This is a genomic window from Pseudomonas sp. NFACC39-1 (assembly GCF_900110355.1).
Taxonomy (GTDB): domain Bacteria; phylum Pseudomonadota; class Gammaproteobacteria; order Pseudomonadales; family Pseudomonadaceae; genus Aquipseudomonas; species Aquipseudomonas tehranensis.
Window position 1 is genome coordinate 1 of the sequence record NZ_FODL01000002.1, and the last position, 15,578, is coordinate 15,578.

General features: G+C 62.0%; 15 protein-coding genes. 2 read left to right on the forward strand and 13 right to left on the reverse strand.

Annotated elements, in window-relative coordinates; all coding sequences use genetic code 11:
• Positions 1-610: 610 nt before the first annotated feature.
• A complete protein-coding gene (locus tag BMY45_RS04230; RefSeq protein ID WP_092394955.1) occupies positions 611-994 on the reverse strand; it encodes a DUF6124 family protein in 384 nt (127 codons plus the stop codon).
• Positions 995-1,531: 537 nt separating this feature from the next.
• Here BMY45_RS04230 and BMY45_RS04235 point away from each other — a divergent pair.
• Positions 1,532-1,915 carry a helicase gene (locus tag BMY45_RS04235; protein WP_092394958.1) on the forward strand — a complete coding sequence of 128 codons (384 nt, stop codon included), beginning with the start codon at positions 1,532-1,534 and terminating at the stop codon, positions 1,913-1,915.
• Between the two features lie 209 nt (positions 1,916-2,124).
• On the opposite strand, the gene BMY45_RS04240 is transcribed toward BMY45_RS04235, so the two are convergent.
• The 6 genes from BMY45_RS04240 to exbB form a co-directional block, all read right to left on the reverse strand.
• Entirely contained in the window at positions 2,125-3,525 is a 1,401-nt protein-coding gene (locus BMY45_RS04240) for an aminoacyl-tRNA deacylase and HDOD domain-containing protein (RefSeq protein WP_092394964.1), read from the reverse strand.
• 78 nt (positions 3,526-3,603) lie between these two features.
• Positions 3,604-5,679: an ATP-dependent DNA helicase RecG gene (gene recG / locus BMY45_RS04245; protein ID WP_092394967.1), complete on the reverse strand. Its 2,076-nt coding sequence runs from the start codon at positions 5,677-5,679 to the stop codon at positions 3,604-3,606.
• 9 nt (positions 5,680-5,688) lie between these two features.
• Positions 5,689-6,609 carry a hydrogen peroxide-inducible genes activator gene (locus tag BMY45_RS04250; protein ID WP_092394970.1) on the reverse strand — a complete coding sequence of 307 codons (921 nt, stop codon included), beginning with the start codon at positions 6,607-6,609 and terminating at the stop codon, positions 5,689-5,691.
• Between the two features lie 216 nt (positions 6,610-6,825).
• Complete coding sequence (locus BMY45_RS04255; RefSeq protein ID WP_092394973.1) at positions 6,826-7,581, reverse strand: energy transducer TonB family protein; 756 nt, start codon at positions 7,579-7,581, stop codon at positions 6,826-6,828.
• Positions 7,578-8,006 (reverse strand): TonB system transport protein ExbD, encoded by a 429-nt coding sequence (gene exbD / locus BMY45_RS04260; protein WP_092394976.1) that lies wholly within the window; start codon positions 8,004-8,006, stop codon positions 7,578-7,580. The genes BMY45_RS04255 and exbD overlap by 4 nt, the downstream gene beginning before the upstream one ends.
• Positions 8,007-8,012: 6 nt before the next feature.
• Positions 8,013-8,990, reverse strand: coding sequence for a tonB-system energizer ExbB (gene exbB / locus BMY45_RS04265; RefSeq protein ID WP_092394979.1), 978 nt, complete (start codon positions 8,988-8,990; stop codon positions 8,013-8,015).
• A 188-nt stretch (positions 8,991-9,178) separates the two neighbouring features.
• On the opposite strand from exbB, the gene BMY45_RS04270 reads away from it, so the two are divergent.
• The gene (locus BMY45_RS04270; RefSeq protein WP_092394983.1) at positions 9,179-10,036 is read left to right on the forward strand and encodes an NAD-dependent epimerase/dehydratase family protein; all 858 of its coding nucleotides are present in this window, start codon (positions 9,179-9,181) and stop codon (positions 10,034-10,036) included.
• 137 nt (positions 10,037-10,173) lie between these two features.
• Here the strand turns inward: BMY45_RS04270 and BMY45_RS04275 are convergent, their stop codons facing one another.
• From BMY45_RS04275 to BMY45_RS04300, 6 genes are all read right to left on the reverse strand, one after another.
• Complete coding sequence (locus BMY45_RS04275; protein ID WP_076383093.1) at positions 10,174-10,914, reverse strand: hypothetical protein; 741 nt, start codon at positions 10,912-10,914, stop codon at positions 10,174-10,176.
• A gap of 53 nt (positions 10,915-10,967) precedes the next feature.
• On the reverse strand, positions 10,968-11,348 hold the full coding sequence (locus BMY45_RS04280) for a RidA family protein (RefSeq protein ID WP_003229509.1): 381 nt from the start codon (positions 11,346-11,348) through the stop codon (positions 10,968-10,970).
• Positions 11,349-11,375: 27 nt separating this feature from the next.
• Entirely contained in the window at positions 11,376-13,481 is a 2,106-nt protein-coding gene (gene spoT, locus BMY45_RS04285; protein ID WP_047226172.1) for a bifunctional GTP diphosphokinase/guanosine-3',5'-bis pyrophosphate 3'-pyrophosphohydrolase, read from the reverse strand.
• Positions 13,482-13,541: 60 nt separating this feature from the next.
• A complete protein-coding gene (gene rpoZ, locus BMY45_RS04290) occupies positions 13,542-13,805 on the reverse strand; it encodes a DNA-directed RNA polymerase subunit omega (RefSeq protein WP_003177259.1) in 264 nt (87 codons plus the stop codon).
• Positions 13,806-13,972: 167 nt separating this feature from the next.
• On the reverse strand, positions 13,973-14,593 hold the full coding sequence (gene gmk / locus BMY45_RS04295; RefSeq protein ID WP_047226171.1) for a guanylate kinase: 621 nt from the start codon (positions 14,591-14,593) through the stop codon (positions 13,973-13,975).
• Positions 14,594-14,605: 12 nt separating this feature from the next.
• The gene (locus BMY45_RS04300) at positions 14,606-15,469 is read right to left on the reverse strand and encodes a YicC/YloC family endoribonuclease (protein WP_047226170.1); all 864 of its coding nucleotides are present in this window, start codon (positions 15,467-15,469) and stop codon (positions 14,606-14,608) included.
• Positions 15,470-15,578 lie beyond the last annotated feature (109 nt).

Consider the following 15,578-nt stretch of genomic DNA (forward strand, 5'->3'; position numbering starts at 1 on the left):
TGTTGACTGACACCCCGCTTTCGCGAGCAAGCCCGCTCCCACATTTGTTTTGGGTTGCCGCAATAGCCCCGATCCTCTGTGGGAGCGAGCCTGCTCGCGATGGCGGCCTGACAGCCGGCCTGGGGTTTGTTGACTGGGTACATATCCGTTGCTGCGGTAACGGCGGCTTAGGGTTCCGCCCTTACGGCGGGTCACTTTTGGCAAACGCCCCAAAAGTAACCAAAAGGTCTTTGCCCCACCACTCGGCACCTCGCTTAGGCTCGGTGTGCCCTCACTCCGGCATTGCTCCGTGGGCCCGCCGCGAAGGGCCATCCATGGCCCAGCGCGGCTATCCCGGCATCCATGCCGGGATGCCCACTGCGCAATACCTGCATTCGGCCAGCGTGGTTAACGGGGCCCCCAGATCAAAAGCCAGCGCGAGGCGGCCTGACAGCCGGCCTGGCTATAGCGGGTGTACACCATCAGAGCTGTTTGAGCAGAACCTGTGGGAGCAAAGCTTGCTCGCGAGGCGGCCTTATAGCCGACCTGTCTCTCCGGCCGTACCTCGATCCCATTGTGGGAGCGGGCTTGCTCGCGAAGGCGTCGGCACAGCTTGCATCAATGCAAAGCGCTACCCCTTGGTTCCAGGCGCCGCCATCTCTTTTGTTTCCAGATGATCCAGCGCTCGTTCAACCAACAACTGAACTCCATCGGCCATGCGGCTGATCGCCAAGGCTACGCAGCGGCGTGAATCATCGACATCGTCAGCCAGGTCGGCGGCGATGGTGCTGATGGAGAGCAGGTCTTCGGAGGCGTTGGCAAGCAGGGTTTCGGTGTCGATGTGGGGGGAGACGATGAAGAGCTGGTTCTTGTCGGGTTCGGGCGGGGAGGAAGGCTGGGGTTTGAGGTAGTAATCGAGGGCGCGGGTGGCGGCGTCTTCGAGCTTTTTTTCTTTGAGGGTTTCGACGCGGGATTTGTGGCCGCTTTGCGGCGGATTCGGTGAAGGCTTAACCATATTTATGTACCAGAGTTGGGGTTGGCATCCTTTCGCTTGCATTCGAAGAGGCGGCAACTGTGCGTAGGTGTGCAAGACCGGTCCGGTACCGCCGGCAGACCCGAAGGTCTCCCACGCACAATCGCCATAACGGACGCGAGCATAAAAAAATGCTCGGTCAATAGCTATCACCGATTGGATACCAGTCCGGACTTGCACGTCCGTGTCACCGTTTTTTGCGATGACGAACAGAGGTTAGCGGCGCTCGAAAGCGCTGCCTAGTTCATGAACAGCCCGGCGTTTTGAAGGAAATGTCCGAGGGGTTTGGCGGGGAAAAGATCGAAAGATCGTCCGAACGCGGCCCGAGCCTTCGGCAGCTCCTACATCGATTTCTGTAGGAGCTGCCGAAGGCTGCGATCTTTTGATTTTTGGTTTTATGACTTGGCAGTCATCTTTCGCGAAAACATGCTTATCTTCCGCCAAAGCGATCCGATGATGGCGTTACGCCGAAGAATCGCTAAACTGCCAAACATTCATTATTCTTTCGAGGCCGTGCCCATGAAGTTTCGTTTTCTGCTGTGGATGCTGGGGTTGTTGATGGGCAGGGCCAGTCGGACCAATCCGGCGTTCCAGCAGCAGTTGGGCGATAAGGAGTTGGTGTTCCAATTGCAAACCCTGGACGGCAAAGTCGCCCGGCATTTCACCGTGAAGGACCAGCGCATCACCAGCCAGTCCGGCACCTACCCGACGCCGGCATTCTCCATCGCCTTCAAGGACGCGGCCTATGGCTTCGCCACGATGCAGGCGAAGAACAAGCAGTTGGCCTTTATGACCGGGATTCAGGACAAGTCGATCCAGATCAAGGGCAATCCGGCGTTGGTGATCTGGTTTCAGGGGCTGACCAAGTACTTGAAGCCGAAGAAGGCCAAGGCGAAGACCTGAGGCGCTGCGGATACTTGTGGCGAGGGGATTTATCCCCGCTGGGCTGCGCAGCAGGCCCAAAAAGGCTGAGCGGTGTTCAGCCTGCGTAACCAGGGAAGCAGTTTTTAGGGCTGCTTCGCAGCCCAGCGGGGATAAATCCCCTCGCCACAACGGCCACAACGGCCACAACGGCCACAACGGCTACAACCACCCGATTGCCAGGCTGGCTATCAGCCATGGCTGAACTGCGAAGCCAGTTCGCGCAACAACACCTCAGCCTCCAGCACTTTGCTGACCACTTCATTGGCTTTGTCGCGACTCAGGCCGACGCGTTCGAGCAGTGCGTCGGGAATCTCCTCGTCGGGGCCTGAGCCAATGCCACGGGCGCGTAGCAGACGTACGGCCAGGCACACCAGGTTCGGGTAGGCGGCGTATTCGCCGTCGTAGTGCGGGTCGTGCTGGAAGCGCAGGGCGGTGGCCAGTTCGTCGGGCATGTCCCAGTAGCGCATCAGCCATGAACCGATCTGCTCGCGACTGATGCCCAGCAGATGCTGTTCCACGTAGCTGTGGCACAGATGCGGGTTGACCTCCAGATGCCGGCAGATCAACGAGAAGTGCGGCGGGAACACGTGGGCCAGCAACAGGTAGCCGAAGTTGTGCAGCAGGCCGGACAGGTACGACAGGCCGCCTTCGGGGCGCTGGGCGCGGGGCATGGCGCGGGTCAGGCCCTCGATGACGGCGGCGGTGTAGATCGACTGGTGCCAGTACGGCGTGGTGTGTTGCGGGTGGTCCTTGGGCAGGCTCAGGGTCTTGCCCAACGCCAGGCCCAGCGCCAGGTTGATCACCAGGTCGAAGCCCAGGACCCGGACGATGGCGTCTTCCACTGAGCGGATCTTGCCGGGCGACGCGTAGTACGGCGAGGCGGCCCAGCTCACCACTTGCGCGGCCAGCGCCGGGTCGGTTTCCACGACGCCGGTGATGTCATCAATGGTGGCGTCCGGATCGACACGCAGCTTGATAATCTTTTGCGCCGTTTCGGCCAGAGGCGGAATTTCTATGGTTTCTTCCAGCCGTTGCTGGATGCGTCGGGCGGTAAACGCCTGCACGGCCTGGGTGATTTCCGCGCGGTCGTCGTGTGGACGGTCCAGGTTGGGAGTGATGTTGCTCACGGCTTCGCCGAACGTCGCGGCGCTGGCCTTGGTGAGCATGGTCCTGAACGCCTCGCTGGTGACTTCCAGCAGCAGCCCCGGTTCACCCGAGTTGATCAGCAGTTTCGGCTCGCGCAGCAGGCTTTCTTCATACAGGCAAGGGGAGCTGGTCAGGGCCGGCAGGCCGGGCAGCAGGCTCAGGCTGTGCTTGCCGAGCATGCGCTCCAGACGGTCAGTGGGCACCGCCGTGAGTTTGCGACCGGTGAGTTCGGCCAGGCGGTTGAGGTCCAGCAGCTGGCTTTGCGGAAACAGCACCATGAGGGCGCCAACGGCATCGTGCAACAGAACGGCCTGCACTTTACGGGCGGGATTCAGGCCTGGTCGTTCGATTACTTCGTCAAAGCCGATGCCCAGTTTCTCGAGCAACAGCCGAATAACAGACGGAGCGTGCGGGGTTTCGGGGACGAGGGCAGCTTCTGTCATGGTCTGTATCCGTTTTCCTACAAGTTCAGCAGTATAACCAGCTTGCCGGACAGGTGCGTCCGGAAACTGAGAGCGTGCTCACACTTGGCCATATTGCTGCCCATGACGCAGCCAGCGATCCAGCAGCGGGCTGACATGGTCGGGCCAGCGTTCCAGCAAAGCCTGGGCGGCGTCGCGTACGGCGGGGAGCAGGTCGGCGTCGCGCATCAGGTCGGCTACCTTGAATTGAAGCAGGCCGGTCTGGCGCGTGCCGAGCATTTCACCGGGGCCGCGTAATTCCAGGTCTTTTTCGGCGATGACAAAACCGTCGTTGGTTTCGCGCATGATGCCCAGGCGCTGGCGACCGATCTGTGACAGCGGCGGGTGATACAGCAAGACGCAGTGGCTGGCGGCGCTGCCCCGGCCGACCCGGCCACGTAGCTGGTGCAACTGCGCCAGGCCCAGGCGCTCGGGGTTCTCGATGATCATCAAGCTGGCATTGGGCACATCGACCCCGACCTCGATTACCGTAGTGGCGACCAGCAATTGCAGGGCTCCGGCCTTGAATTCGGCCATCACGGCGGCTTTCTCGGCGGGTTTCATACGCCCGTGGATCAGTCCGACCTTGAGTTCGCCGAGGGCGGCGGTGAGGTCTTCATAGGTGGTTTCGGCCGCCTGGCAGGTCAGCTCTTCCGATTCTTCAATCAGTGTGCACACCCAATAGGCCTGTCGCCCTTCGGCACAGGCGCCGCGCACGCGCTCGATCACTTCGACACGTCGGGTGTCGGTGACCAGCACGGTATTGACCGGCGTGCGCCCAGGAGGCAGTTCGTCGAGGATCGAGGTGTCGAGATCGGCATAGGCGCTCATGGCCAGTGTCCGCGGAATCGGCGTGGCAGTCATGATCAATTGATGAGGGCACATCCGCCCGCCGACGCCTTTCTGCCGCAGCGCCAGGCGCTGCTGCACGCCGAAGCGGTGCTGTTCGTCGATGATCACCAGTGCCAGGTTCTTGAACTGCACTTCGTCCTGGAACAAGGCATGGGTGCCGACCACCATCGGTGCCCCTTCGGCGATCTGCGCCAGGGCGGCTGCGCGATTCTTGCCCTTGAGCTTGCCGGCCAGCCACGCGACCTCGATCCCCAGTGGTTCGAGCCAGCGCTGGAAGGTGATGAAATGCTGTTCGGCAAGAATCTCGGTAGGCGCCATCAACGCCACTTGATAACCCGCCTCCAGAGCCTGAAGCGCGGCGAGGGCGGCAACCACGGTCTTGCCGGCGCCGACATCGCCCTGGATCAGCCGCAGCATCGGCTCGGGCTGGCTCAGGTCGTAGGCGATTTCGTTGCCGACCCGCTGCTGGGCCCCTGTGGGTTTAAAGCCCAGGTTAGCCAGGTAACGGGCGGGCAGGTCCTTGGCCTTGGGCATCGCCGGGGCTCGCAGGGAACGCAGGCTTTCGCGCAGGCGTTGCTGGGACAGTTGATGGGTCAGTAACTCTTCAAAGGCCAGTCGGTGCTGGGCCCAGTGATGCCCCAGGGCGAGCTCGTCGACATCGGCATCGGCCGGCGGGTGGTGCAAATAGCGAATCGCATCAGCCAGTGGCGCCAGTTGATAATCTCGGGCCAGTTCGTTGGGCAGCCAGTCGGGCAGACTGCTGGGGCCGAGCAGGGTCAGGGTTTGCTGGCAGAGCTGACGCAGGCGCTGTTGGGTCAGGCCTTCGGTGAGCGGGTAGACCGGGGTCAGGGTTTCATCCACCGGCGGCGGCTCGTCGCCGGTGATGGCGCGGTATTCCGGGTGATAGATCTCCAGCCCGGACGCACCGGGCCGTGCTTCACCGTAGCAGCGCACGCGGGTGCCCCGCTTGAGGCCTTCCTTTTGCGCATTGCTGAAGTGATAGAAGCGCAGGCTCAGGCCGCCGGTGCCGTCCTGCAGGCGCACCACCAGGCTACGGCGCCGCCCCATGACCACGTCGGCGCCGCTGACGGTGCCTTCGATCACGGCGTCCTGGCCCGGGCGCAAATGCCCGATGGGCACGACGCGGGTGCGGTCCTGGTAACGCAGCGGCAGGTGGAACAGCACGTCCTGGAGGTTTTCCAGGCCAACCTTGGCCAGCTTCTCGGCCATGGCTTCACCGACACCCTTGAGTGCCGTGACCGGCACTTTCGACAGCTCAGTCATGGCCGCGGCTTACTTGGCAGTGGGCGGCTTGGCCACGGAACACAGGCGGATCGAGTCAGCGAGGATCTCGATGGCCTTGGGTCGCGGAAAGCTGGCGCGCCAGGCGATGGCAACGGTGCGGAACGGCACGGGCGGCGTCAGTGGGCGAACCTCGATCACGCCAGGGGCGTAATGATGGCTGTCCACCGCCGACAGCGGCAAAATCGAAATGCCCAGGCCCGAGGCGACCATGTGGCGAATGGTTTCCAGGGAGCTGGATTCCACCGTGGTGTGCTTGGCGCCTTCGCTGCCTTTGGTCAGGGTCGGGCAGGCTTCCAGCACTTGGTCGCGGAAGCAGTGGCCTTCGCCGAGCAGCAGCAGGCTCTTGTCGTTGAGCAGGGCGGCGTCGATGGATTTTTTCTGGGTCCACGGATGCTGGGCCGGCATCAACACGTAGAACGGCTCGTCGTAGAGCGGCAGGGTCAGGACATCGGCTTCGTTGAACGGCAGGGCGATGATGATCGCGTCCAGTTCGCCGTTGCGCAGTTTGTCGCGCAGCACATGGGTGAAGTTTTCTTCGATGTACAACGGCATCTGCGGGGCGACCCGGTGCAGTTGCGGAATCAGGTGCGGGAACAGGTACGGGCCAACGGTGTAGATGGCGCCGACTTTCAGCGGGGCGGTCAGTTGGTTCTTGCCGGCCTGGGCCAGTTCACGGATGCCTTGGGCCTGTTCGAGGACTTTTTGCGCCTGGGCAACGATGCCTTCGCCCACCGGGGTCAGGCGCACGGCGCTTTTGCTGCGCTCGAAAATCAGCACGCCGAGCTCGTCTTCAAGCTTTTTCACACCCACCGAAAGGGTCGGCTGGCTGACATGGCAACGCTCGGCCGCATGGCCGAAATGCTGCTCCTGGGCGAGGGTGACGATGTAGCGTAATTCTGTGAGGGTCATGGCGAGCGTCCGTGAAGTTGCAAGCCAAGCATACCGGCTGCAATCGATAGACGCACGTTATCAGACTGGAGACGCGGTGTGACACTGCCTAATGTGGGTGACGAGGGCTCTGTAGGAGCTGCCGAAGGCTGCGATCTTTTGATACTCAAGCATCAGGGAAAAGATCGCAGCCTCGCTCCGCTCGGCAGCTCCTACAGACCCGGCAGCACGCTGTGGCTAACGCCGGCGCTTGTCGATGGAGTACACAAACGGCGCGACGATTTCGATGGAGCCGTTCACCAGCATGTCGGCCGGTGGCTTGGGCAGTGGTTGGGCGCGGCGAATCATTTCCAGGGTCGCCCGGTCCAGGGCGGCGTTGCCGGACTTGCTCACCAACTCGAAGGACAACACATTGCCTTCGGCGTCCACCACGAACCGTAAACGGTTCAAGCCTTCCTTGCCGCGCGACTGGGCGCTGGCGGGGTATTTCTTGTACTTGCCCAGGTGCGCAAGCAATGTGCCTTGCCAACTGGCCTTGGCCGCCACTTGAGCGGGGGACGGGCCAGGCGCCGGCTGCGCGGATTTCTCGGTCGGTGCCTTGGTCGGCTGAGTATCGCTGGGCTTTTGCTCAGACGGCTCTTCCTTGGGCGGTTCCGGTTTCTTTTCCACGGGTTTGGGTTTGGGCTTGGGCGGTTTAGGCTTGGGCTTGACCGGCTTGGGCACCGAAATCTCCGGTTTCTCGGCTTCGGCGATTTTAGGCAATGGCAGTTCTTCGACCGGCTCCGGAGGCTGCGGTGGCGTGACGACTTTAGGCGGTGCAGGCGGTGGTGGGGCCGGAACCGGCGCCAGCTCGACCATCATCGCCTGGGGCGGCAATTCAATGGGCGGGTTTGACGTCCAGTTCAGCGCCAAGGCAATGGCGAGCGCATGCACGCCCAGCACCACGGCCAGGCTACCGCTGTAACGCGTCAGCTTTTGGCGCGTCGTGATCATTTCTTGGGCGCCGTCTCAAGTCCGACCAGACCGACCTTCAGGTATCCGGCGGCGCGCAGGGCGTCCATCACGTTCATCAGGTCGCCGTAATCCACGCCTTTATCAGCCTGGAAGAAGATCGTCGTGTCCTTTTTGCCCTGGGTCTTGGCGTCGAGGGTCGCGCCGAGGCTATCGGTCTTGACCTCGTCTTCACCCAGGAACAGGCGTTGGTCGGCCTTGACGCTGAGGAACACCGGTTTCTCGGGTCGTGGCGAAGGCTTGGCCGTCGACGCCGGCAGGTCGACCTTGATGTCCACGGTGGCGAGTGGCGCGGCCACCATGAAGATGATCAACAGCACCAGCATCACGTCGATGAACGGCGTAACGTTGATTTCGTGGTTCTCGGCCAGATCGTCGTCTGCGCCTTCTTTCAAATGCAGGCCCATGGCCGATTACCCCACTTTCACCATGTGCGGTTGCGAGCCACGCTCGGGCGGCAGGTGGTCGAGGTCGCGGCTGACCAGCAACAGGACTTCGGCCGAAGCGTCGGAGACCTGGGCCTTGTAACCGGCAATGGAACGGGCGAACACGTTGTAGATGACCACCGCCGGGATCGCCGCGACCAGACCCAGAGCCGTTGCGAGCAGGGCTTCGGCGATGCCGGGGGCCACGACAGCGAGGTTGGTGGTCTGGGTCTTGGCGATGCCGATGAAGCTGTTCATGATGCCCCACACGGTGCCGAACAGGCCGACGAACGGCGCGGTGGAACCGATGGTGGCGAGCACGCCGGTGCCGCTGCTCATGTTGCGACCGCAGGCCGCGACCAGACGCTCGAGGCGGAAGCTCACGCGCTCCTTGATGCCTTCCTTCTCGCGACTGTTGGCCGATAGGCGCATCTCTTCGAGGGCGTCGTGAACCAGCAGATTGGCCAAGGTGCCTTCTTTGGCTGCAGAGGCGCTGGCCTCTTTGAGGGTGGTGGCTTTTTTCAGGTTGGCGATTTCACCGCGCAAGCGGCGCTTGGCGCCCATCAGCTCGAAGCCCTTGGCGATCCAGATGGTCCAGGTGATGATCGAGGCGATGGCCAGGCCGATCATGACGATTTTCACGATAATGTCGGCGTTCTGGTACATGCCCCATGGCGACAGATCGTGGGCCATGCCCAAGGTGTTGTCGGCTTCGAGCACTTCAGGGGCGTCTACGGCGTTGGCTTCAACGGCCTGGGCCGGGTCGATGGCCTGAGGAGCGGCTACGGGCTGGGCGGCATCGACAGGCGTTTGGATGGCAGCGGGGGCTTCGGCCGGGGTCGTGGCCGGCGCTTGTGCGTCGGCAAATGCGCTGGGCGCCAGCAGCAGGCTGAGCAGCAGGGCTGCCATGGCGCTCCAGGTGCGAGGTCGATTGGTTGGCGAAGCGGAGGGGAGATAGCGTGTCATGCTGGCCGGACCTGAGAGGATAAAGAAGGTTGATGTTCTTCCAGGCCTCGAGGGCCGAGAACAAAACTGGCGTGCATTATTGCAAGTAATTCTTGTTAACAAAAGTAATACAGTATCTTTTTTTCCTGCATTGCTAGCCGCTCGTCCCTTCTGGCAGCTAGTCTGCGGCTTTATGAGAGGAGATTTTGATGTCCGCGCCTTCTGTTTTGATCGCCGGCTGCGGTGATATCGGCGGCCGCCTGGCGAGCCAGTTGCTGGTCGACCAATGGCAGGTGTACGGCCTGCGCCGCACGGTTTCGCACCTGCCGACCGGGGTCGTTGGGGTGACGGGTGACCTGTTCAGCGAGCAATGTCCCGCTGATTGGCCCACCGGTCCACTGGATTACGTGGTGTACAGCGTCGCCGCCACCGAGCATGACGAGGCGGGCTACCGCGCGGCTTATGTCCAAGGGTTACAGCATGTGTTGAGCTGGCTGAAGCAGCACGGGCAGCAGCCAAAACGACTGCTTTTTGTCTCCAGCAGCAGCGTCTACGGGCAGCAGGGTGGCGAGTGGGTCGATGAAACCTCGCCCACCGTGGGCGGTGGCTATTCCGGCCGGCTGATGCTCGAAGCCGAACAGGTGGCGCTCGACAGCGGCATCCCGGCCAGCCGCGTACGCCTGACCGGCATCTATGGTCCGGGCCGCGAATGGTTGCTGAGCCAGGTGCGCCAGGGCTATAGCGTGGTGGAAGACCCGCCCCTCTACGCCAACCGCATCCATGCCGACGACGCGGCGGGTCTGCTGGCCTTCCTGCTGGAAGCCGATCGCCAGGGCAAAACCTTGGAAGACTGTTACATCGGTGTCGACGACGCGCCCGCCGCGCTGGCCGAGGTTGTGGGCTGGCTGCGCGAGTACATGGGCGTTACCCAATGGGCCGAAAACGCCAGCGTCCGCCGCGCCGGCAGCAAGCGCTGCAGCAATGCCCGGGCCAAGGCCCTGGGCTGGACGCCGCGGTATCCGAGTTTTCGTGAGGGGTATGCGGCGATTCTGGAAGGGCGCTGCTGACTTGCGGCACCACAAGAACTTTGTGGGAGCGAGCCTGCTCGCGATGAGGCCATAACATTCAATATCAGTGTTGACTGTTATACCGCTATCGCGAGCAGGCTCGCTCCCACAGGGGGATCGGCGTGTGTTCAGTCGGACTACTGCTTTTCCAACACCCACTGCCGGTCACCCGGCGTAAACGAAGGCATTTCATCCGCCAGTGCCGCATTAACGGTCTGGAAAATTTCCAGTTTCTTGCCGTCGCGGGAGAAGATCCAGGTGTTGCCCTGGCCGTTCTGTTGCAGCCAGATGTTGTCGTTGCCGCCGCTCATGGATGCACAGTCGCCGGCCAGGCACAGGGCGTAGCGGTCGGCGCCTGGCAGTCCGCTGACCTGGCCATCGGGTTGGAACTGCACGCTGGCACCTTGGCCTGGGCCGTTGACGATGTTCCAGGTGCCGCCCAGATAGGCGGTATACAGCGCCCGTTCGAAACTGGCGCCCAGCGGCGCTCCCTCCGGCACCTGGACCTGGGCGCGCTCGAACACTTGCTGCGGTTCGTTCTCGGTGGCGGATTGGTTCAACTGGTCGCCGTCACGTTGCAGTTCGCTGGCGGAGCTGCCGTAGAAATCGACTTTCCACGCCCCGTCTTCTTCGCCCAGCAGCTTGCCTTCGACATTCTCGAAACCGTTGGTGTAGCGTGCCTGGCCGGCCCGGGTGTTGACGTCCCATTCCAGGTTCGGGCCATAGGCCTGCAGCGCCTCGCGCAGCGGGCCGCCCTTGGCGGCGGCGTCGATTGCCGCCTGGTTGATCCAGGTGCCGCTGATATCACGGTCGGCAGGGTCGCTGGCGCAGCCGCCCAACAGCAGGGCAGCCAGCGAAAGAGCAAGCGCTTTGCGCATGGTGGAATCCTTAAACGAAAACGGCGCAGCAGGGGAAGGCTGCGCCGGGCTTGTTACTCGATGACCAGGATGGCGTCCATCTCAACCTGCGAACCCTTCGGCAGGGCTGCTACGCCGATGGCGGCGCGGGCAGGGTAAGGCTGGTCGAAGTACTTGCCCATGATCTCGTTGACCTTGGCGAAGTGGCTCAGGTCGGTGAGGAAGATGTTGAGCTTGACGATGTCCTTGAACGAACCACCAGCAGCCTCGGCCACGGCCTTGAGGTTCTCGAACACCTGCACGGTCTGGGCTTCGAAGCCTTCTACCAGTTCCATGGTTTTCGGGTCCAGCGGGATCTGGCCCGACATGTACACGGTGTTGCCCGCCTTGATTGCCTGGGAATACGTACCGATGGCGGCCGGAGCTTTGTCGCTGGTGATAACGGTCTTGGTCATTTATGACTCCTTGTATTGGATGGGGAGCTATGCGCGCATGCGAGTGATGCGGATGACGCCAGTCAGGGCGCGCAGCTTCTTGATCACGCGGGCCAGGTGTACGCGGTCGTGCACGCTGACCACCAGTTGGACGACGCTGATGCGGCCATCACGCTCGTCCATGCTGATTTTTTCGATATTGCCGTCGGCGGCGTTGACGCTGCTGGCCAGCAAGGCGATCAGGCCACGCTGGTGCTCCAGTTCGACCCGCAGCTCGACATTGAATTCGCCGGTGACATCCTTGGCCCAGGAGAGCTGGATGCATTTTTCCGGGTTGTGGCGGATTTCGCTGATGTTGCGGCAGTTGTCCAAGTGCACCACCATCCCTTTGCCGGCGGACAGATGGCCGACAATCGGATCGCCAGGAATCGGCGTGCAGCACTTGGCATAACTGAGCACCAGGCCTTCGGTGCCGCGAATGGCCAGCGGGCCTTCAGGGCTAGGCAGCTGTTCGCCTTCGCCGAGCAGGCGGCGGGCGACGACGTAGGCCATGCGATTGCCCAGGCCGATGTCTTCCAGCAGGTCTTCGATCAGTTCCAGGCGGTACTCGCTGAGCATGATCTGCACGCGTTCGGCCGGGATCTTGTCCAGGGAGCTGTCGAAGCCGTTGAGGACTTTATTGAGCAAGCGTTCGCCCAGGCTGATGGATTCGGAGCGGCGTTGTAGCTTCAGGGCGTGGCGGATGTGCGTGCGAGCCTTGCCGGTGACTACAAAGTTGAGCCATGCCGGGTTTGGTCGCGCGCCGGCGGCGCTGACGATTTCCACCGTGGAGCCGCTTTGCAGCGGTTCGGACAACGGCGCCAGGCGGCGGTTGATCCGGCACGCGATGCAGCTGTTGCCGACGTCGGTGTGTACTGCATAGGCAAAGTCCACCGCCGTGGAGCCTTTGGGCAGCTCCATGATCCGGCCTTTGGGCGTGAACACGTAGACCTCGTCCGGGAACAGGTCGATCTTCACGCTTTCGATGAATTCCAGGGAGTTGCCGGCCCGCTGCTGCATTTCCAGCACGCCTTTGACCCACTGGCGGGCCCGGGCGTGGGTGCTCTTGGGTTGTTCGTCGCCGCTGGACTTGTACAGCCAGTGCGCGGCGATGCCGTTGTTGGCCATCTCTTCCATTTCGCGGGTGCGGATCTGGATTTCGATCGGTACGCCGTGCATGCCGAACAGCGTGGTGTGCAGCGACTGGTAGCCGTTGGCCTTGGGAATCGCGATGTAGTCCTTGAAGCGCCCTGGCAATGGTTTGTACAAATTATGTACAGCACCCAATACGCGGTAGCAGGTATCGACCTTGTCGACGATGATCCGGAACGCATAGACGTCCATGATCTCGTTGAAGGCTCGACGCTTGCCGCGCATCTTCTTGTAGATGCCGTAGAGGTGTTTCTGTCGGCCACTGACCTCGCCTTCGATGCCGTCGATGGTCAGGCAGTGGCTCAAGGACTCTTCGATCTTGTTGACGATTTCCTTGCGATTGCCCCGGGCGCGCTTGACGGCTTGATTGATCCGCGCCGAACGCATCGGGTGCATGGCCTTGAAGCCGAGGTCTTCGAACTCGATGCGAATCGCGTGCATGCCCAGCCGATTGGCGATGGGCGCATAGATTTCCAGGGTTTCCTTGGCGATTCGCCGGCGTTTTTCACCGGACAACACTTCCAGCGTTCGCATGTTGTGCAGGCGGTCGGCGAGCTTGACCAGGATCACGCGAATGTCGCGGGCCATGGCCATGGCCATTTTCTGGAAGTTTTCCGCCTGGGCCTCGGCCTTGGTCTCGAAGTTCATCTGGGTCAGTTTGCTGACCCCGTCGACCAGTTCGGCCACGGTTTCGCCGAACTGCGCTTGCAGCGCTTCCTTGGCAATTCCGGTGTCTTCGATCACGTCATGCAGCATCGCCGCCATCAGGCTCTGATGGTCCATGTGCATGTCGGCAAGAATGTTCGCCACCGCAAGCGGGTGCGTGACGTACGCCTCGCCGCTGCGGCGGCGCTGTCCGTCGTGGGCTTGTTCGGCGTAGAAATAGGCTCGGCGGACCAGATTGACCTGGTCCGTGCCGAGGTAGGCCGATAAGCGATCGGCGAGGGCGTCTATGCTCGGCATGATAATGACTCCTGCCGTTTGCTGTGACCCCGCGCCGTGCTACGTCGACCAGGCATAGGCTTAGACCGCCTCGTTGGACTCGTCCTCGAACGCTGCGAACAGCGGTTCGTCTTCAACGATTTCAGCGTTGGCGATGAACTCGTAGCTCATCAGGCCTTCGGCGATTTCACGTAGCGCTACCACGGTAGGCTTGTCGTTTTCCCACTGGACCAACGGCTCTTTGCCACCGGTGGCCAGTTGACGGGCACGCTTGGTAGAGAGCATGACCAGCTCAAAGCGGTTTTCCACGTGTTCTAGGCAGTCTTCAACGGTTACGCGGGCCATGGTATTCCTCGGAGCGAATGCAATATGCGCGCTGCCCGGTTGGGCGAGCGGACTCGACAGTTTAAAAAAACGCCAGCGTTTAGGGAAGCGCTGATTTTTTAACCAACCCCCTCGACCCGCTGCAAGCTCCAATGTAAAGCCGTCGCAGCGGTTTTGGGAAGGGCTGTTCAACCCAGCAGTTCGGCCAATAATTTACCGAAACGTTGCTGCTGGCGTTTCTGTTGCAGCTGGCTGGCGCGGAAAATCGCCTTCAGATCGTCCAGTGCATGGGCGAAATCGTCGTTGATGATCAGGTAATCGTAGTCGACGTAGTGGCTCATTTCGCTGACCGCTTCGCGCATCCGGCCTTCGATGATGTCGTCGCTGTCCTGGCCGCGATTGGTCAGGCGCTGGCGCAAGGCCTGTTGGCTCGGTGGCAGGATAAAGATCGAACGGGCCTGGGGCATCAGCTTGCGGACCTGCTCGGCACCCTGCCAGTCGATTTCCAGGATCAGGTCGTGGCCTTCGTCCAGGGTTTGCTGCAGATAGCTTTGCGAGGTGCCATAGAGATTGCCGAAGACTTCGGCGCGCTCGAGGAAGTCCCCGTGCTCGGCCATTTTCACGAACTGTTCGCGGTCGACGAAGTGATAGTTCACCCCGTCCACTTCGCCCGGGCGCATGGCACGGGTGGTGTGCGAGACCGAGACGCGGATCTGCGGCTCGGCGTCGATCAGCGCCTTGACCAGGCTGGTCTTGCCGGCGCCCGAAGGCGCGGAAATGATGTAGAGAGTGCCGGTGCTGTGGGTCATGTCGGGTTAGCCTTACTCAATGTTCTGCACTTGTTCGCGCATTTGCTCGATCAACACCTTGAGGTTGACCGCAGCCTGGGTGCTGCGCGGGTCGAAGGCTTTGGAGCCCAGTGTGTTGGCTTCGCGGTTGAGTTCCTGCATCAGGAAGTCCAGGCGGCGACCGGCCGCACCACCGGATTTGAGCACCCGGCGAACTTCAATGATGTGGGTGCTCAGGCGATCCAGTTCTTCGGCCACGTCGCTCTTTTGCGCGAGCATGACCATTTCCTGTTCCAGGCGCTGCGGGTCCAGCTCGGCCTTCATGTCGACGAAGCGGTCGAGCACCTTCTGACGTTGGGTGGCGAGCATTTGCGGGACCAGTTCGCGCAGGGTGACGACGTCTTCCTCTATGGAGGTCAGGCGCTCGTCGATCAACCGGGCCAGCTCCGCGCCTTCGCGCTCGCGGCCGGCCTTGAGTTCTTTCAGGCCTTGATTGAACAACGCCAGCGCTTCGGCATTCAGGGCCTGCGGGTCGCTCGCATCACCTACCAGCACGCCGGGCCAGGCCAGGACTTCCAGCGGGTTCAGAGGCGCGGGGTGCTTGATCAGGCTGGCGACGGTTTCGGCGGCAGCCACCAGTTGCGCGGCGCGCTCGCGGTCCACCTGCAAGGCCTTGCCGGTGCTTTCTTCGGTGAAGCGCAGGGTGCATTCCAGCTTGCCTCGGGACAGGCCCTGGCGCAGGGCTTCACGCACACTACCTTCAAGGTCACGAAAGGATTCGGGCAGGCGCAGGTGCGGCTCCAGGTAGCGGCTGTTGACCGAGCGCAGTTCCCAGCTCAGCGTGCCTTGGATGCCGGCTTTCTCGACGCGGGCGAAGGCGGTCATGCTGTGCACCATGGAGATTCCTCGCAATGCAGGCGGACGCAACGGGTAGTCGTAGCGCCTGGTATCTGTGGATAAAAGCCGAAGGGCAGCAAAGGCGCAGGATTGTAGCGCAGTGAGGTGC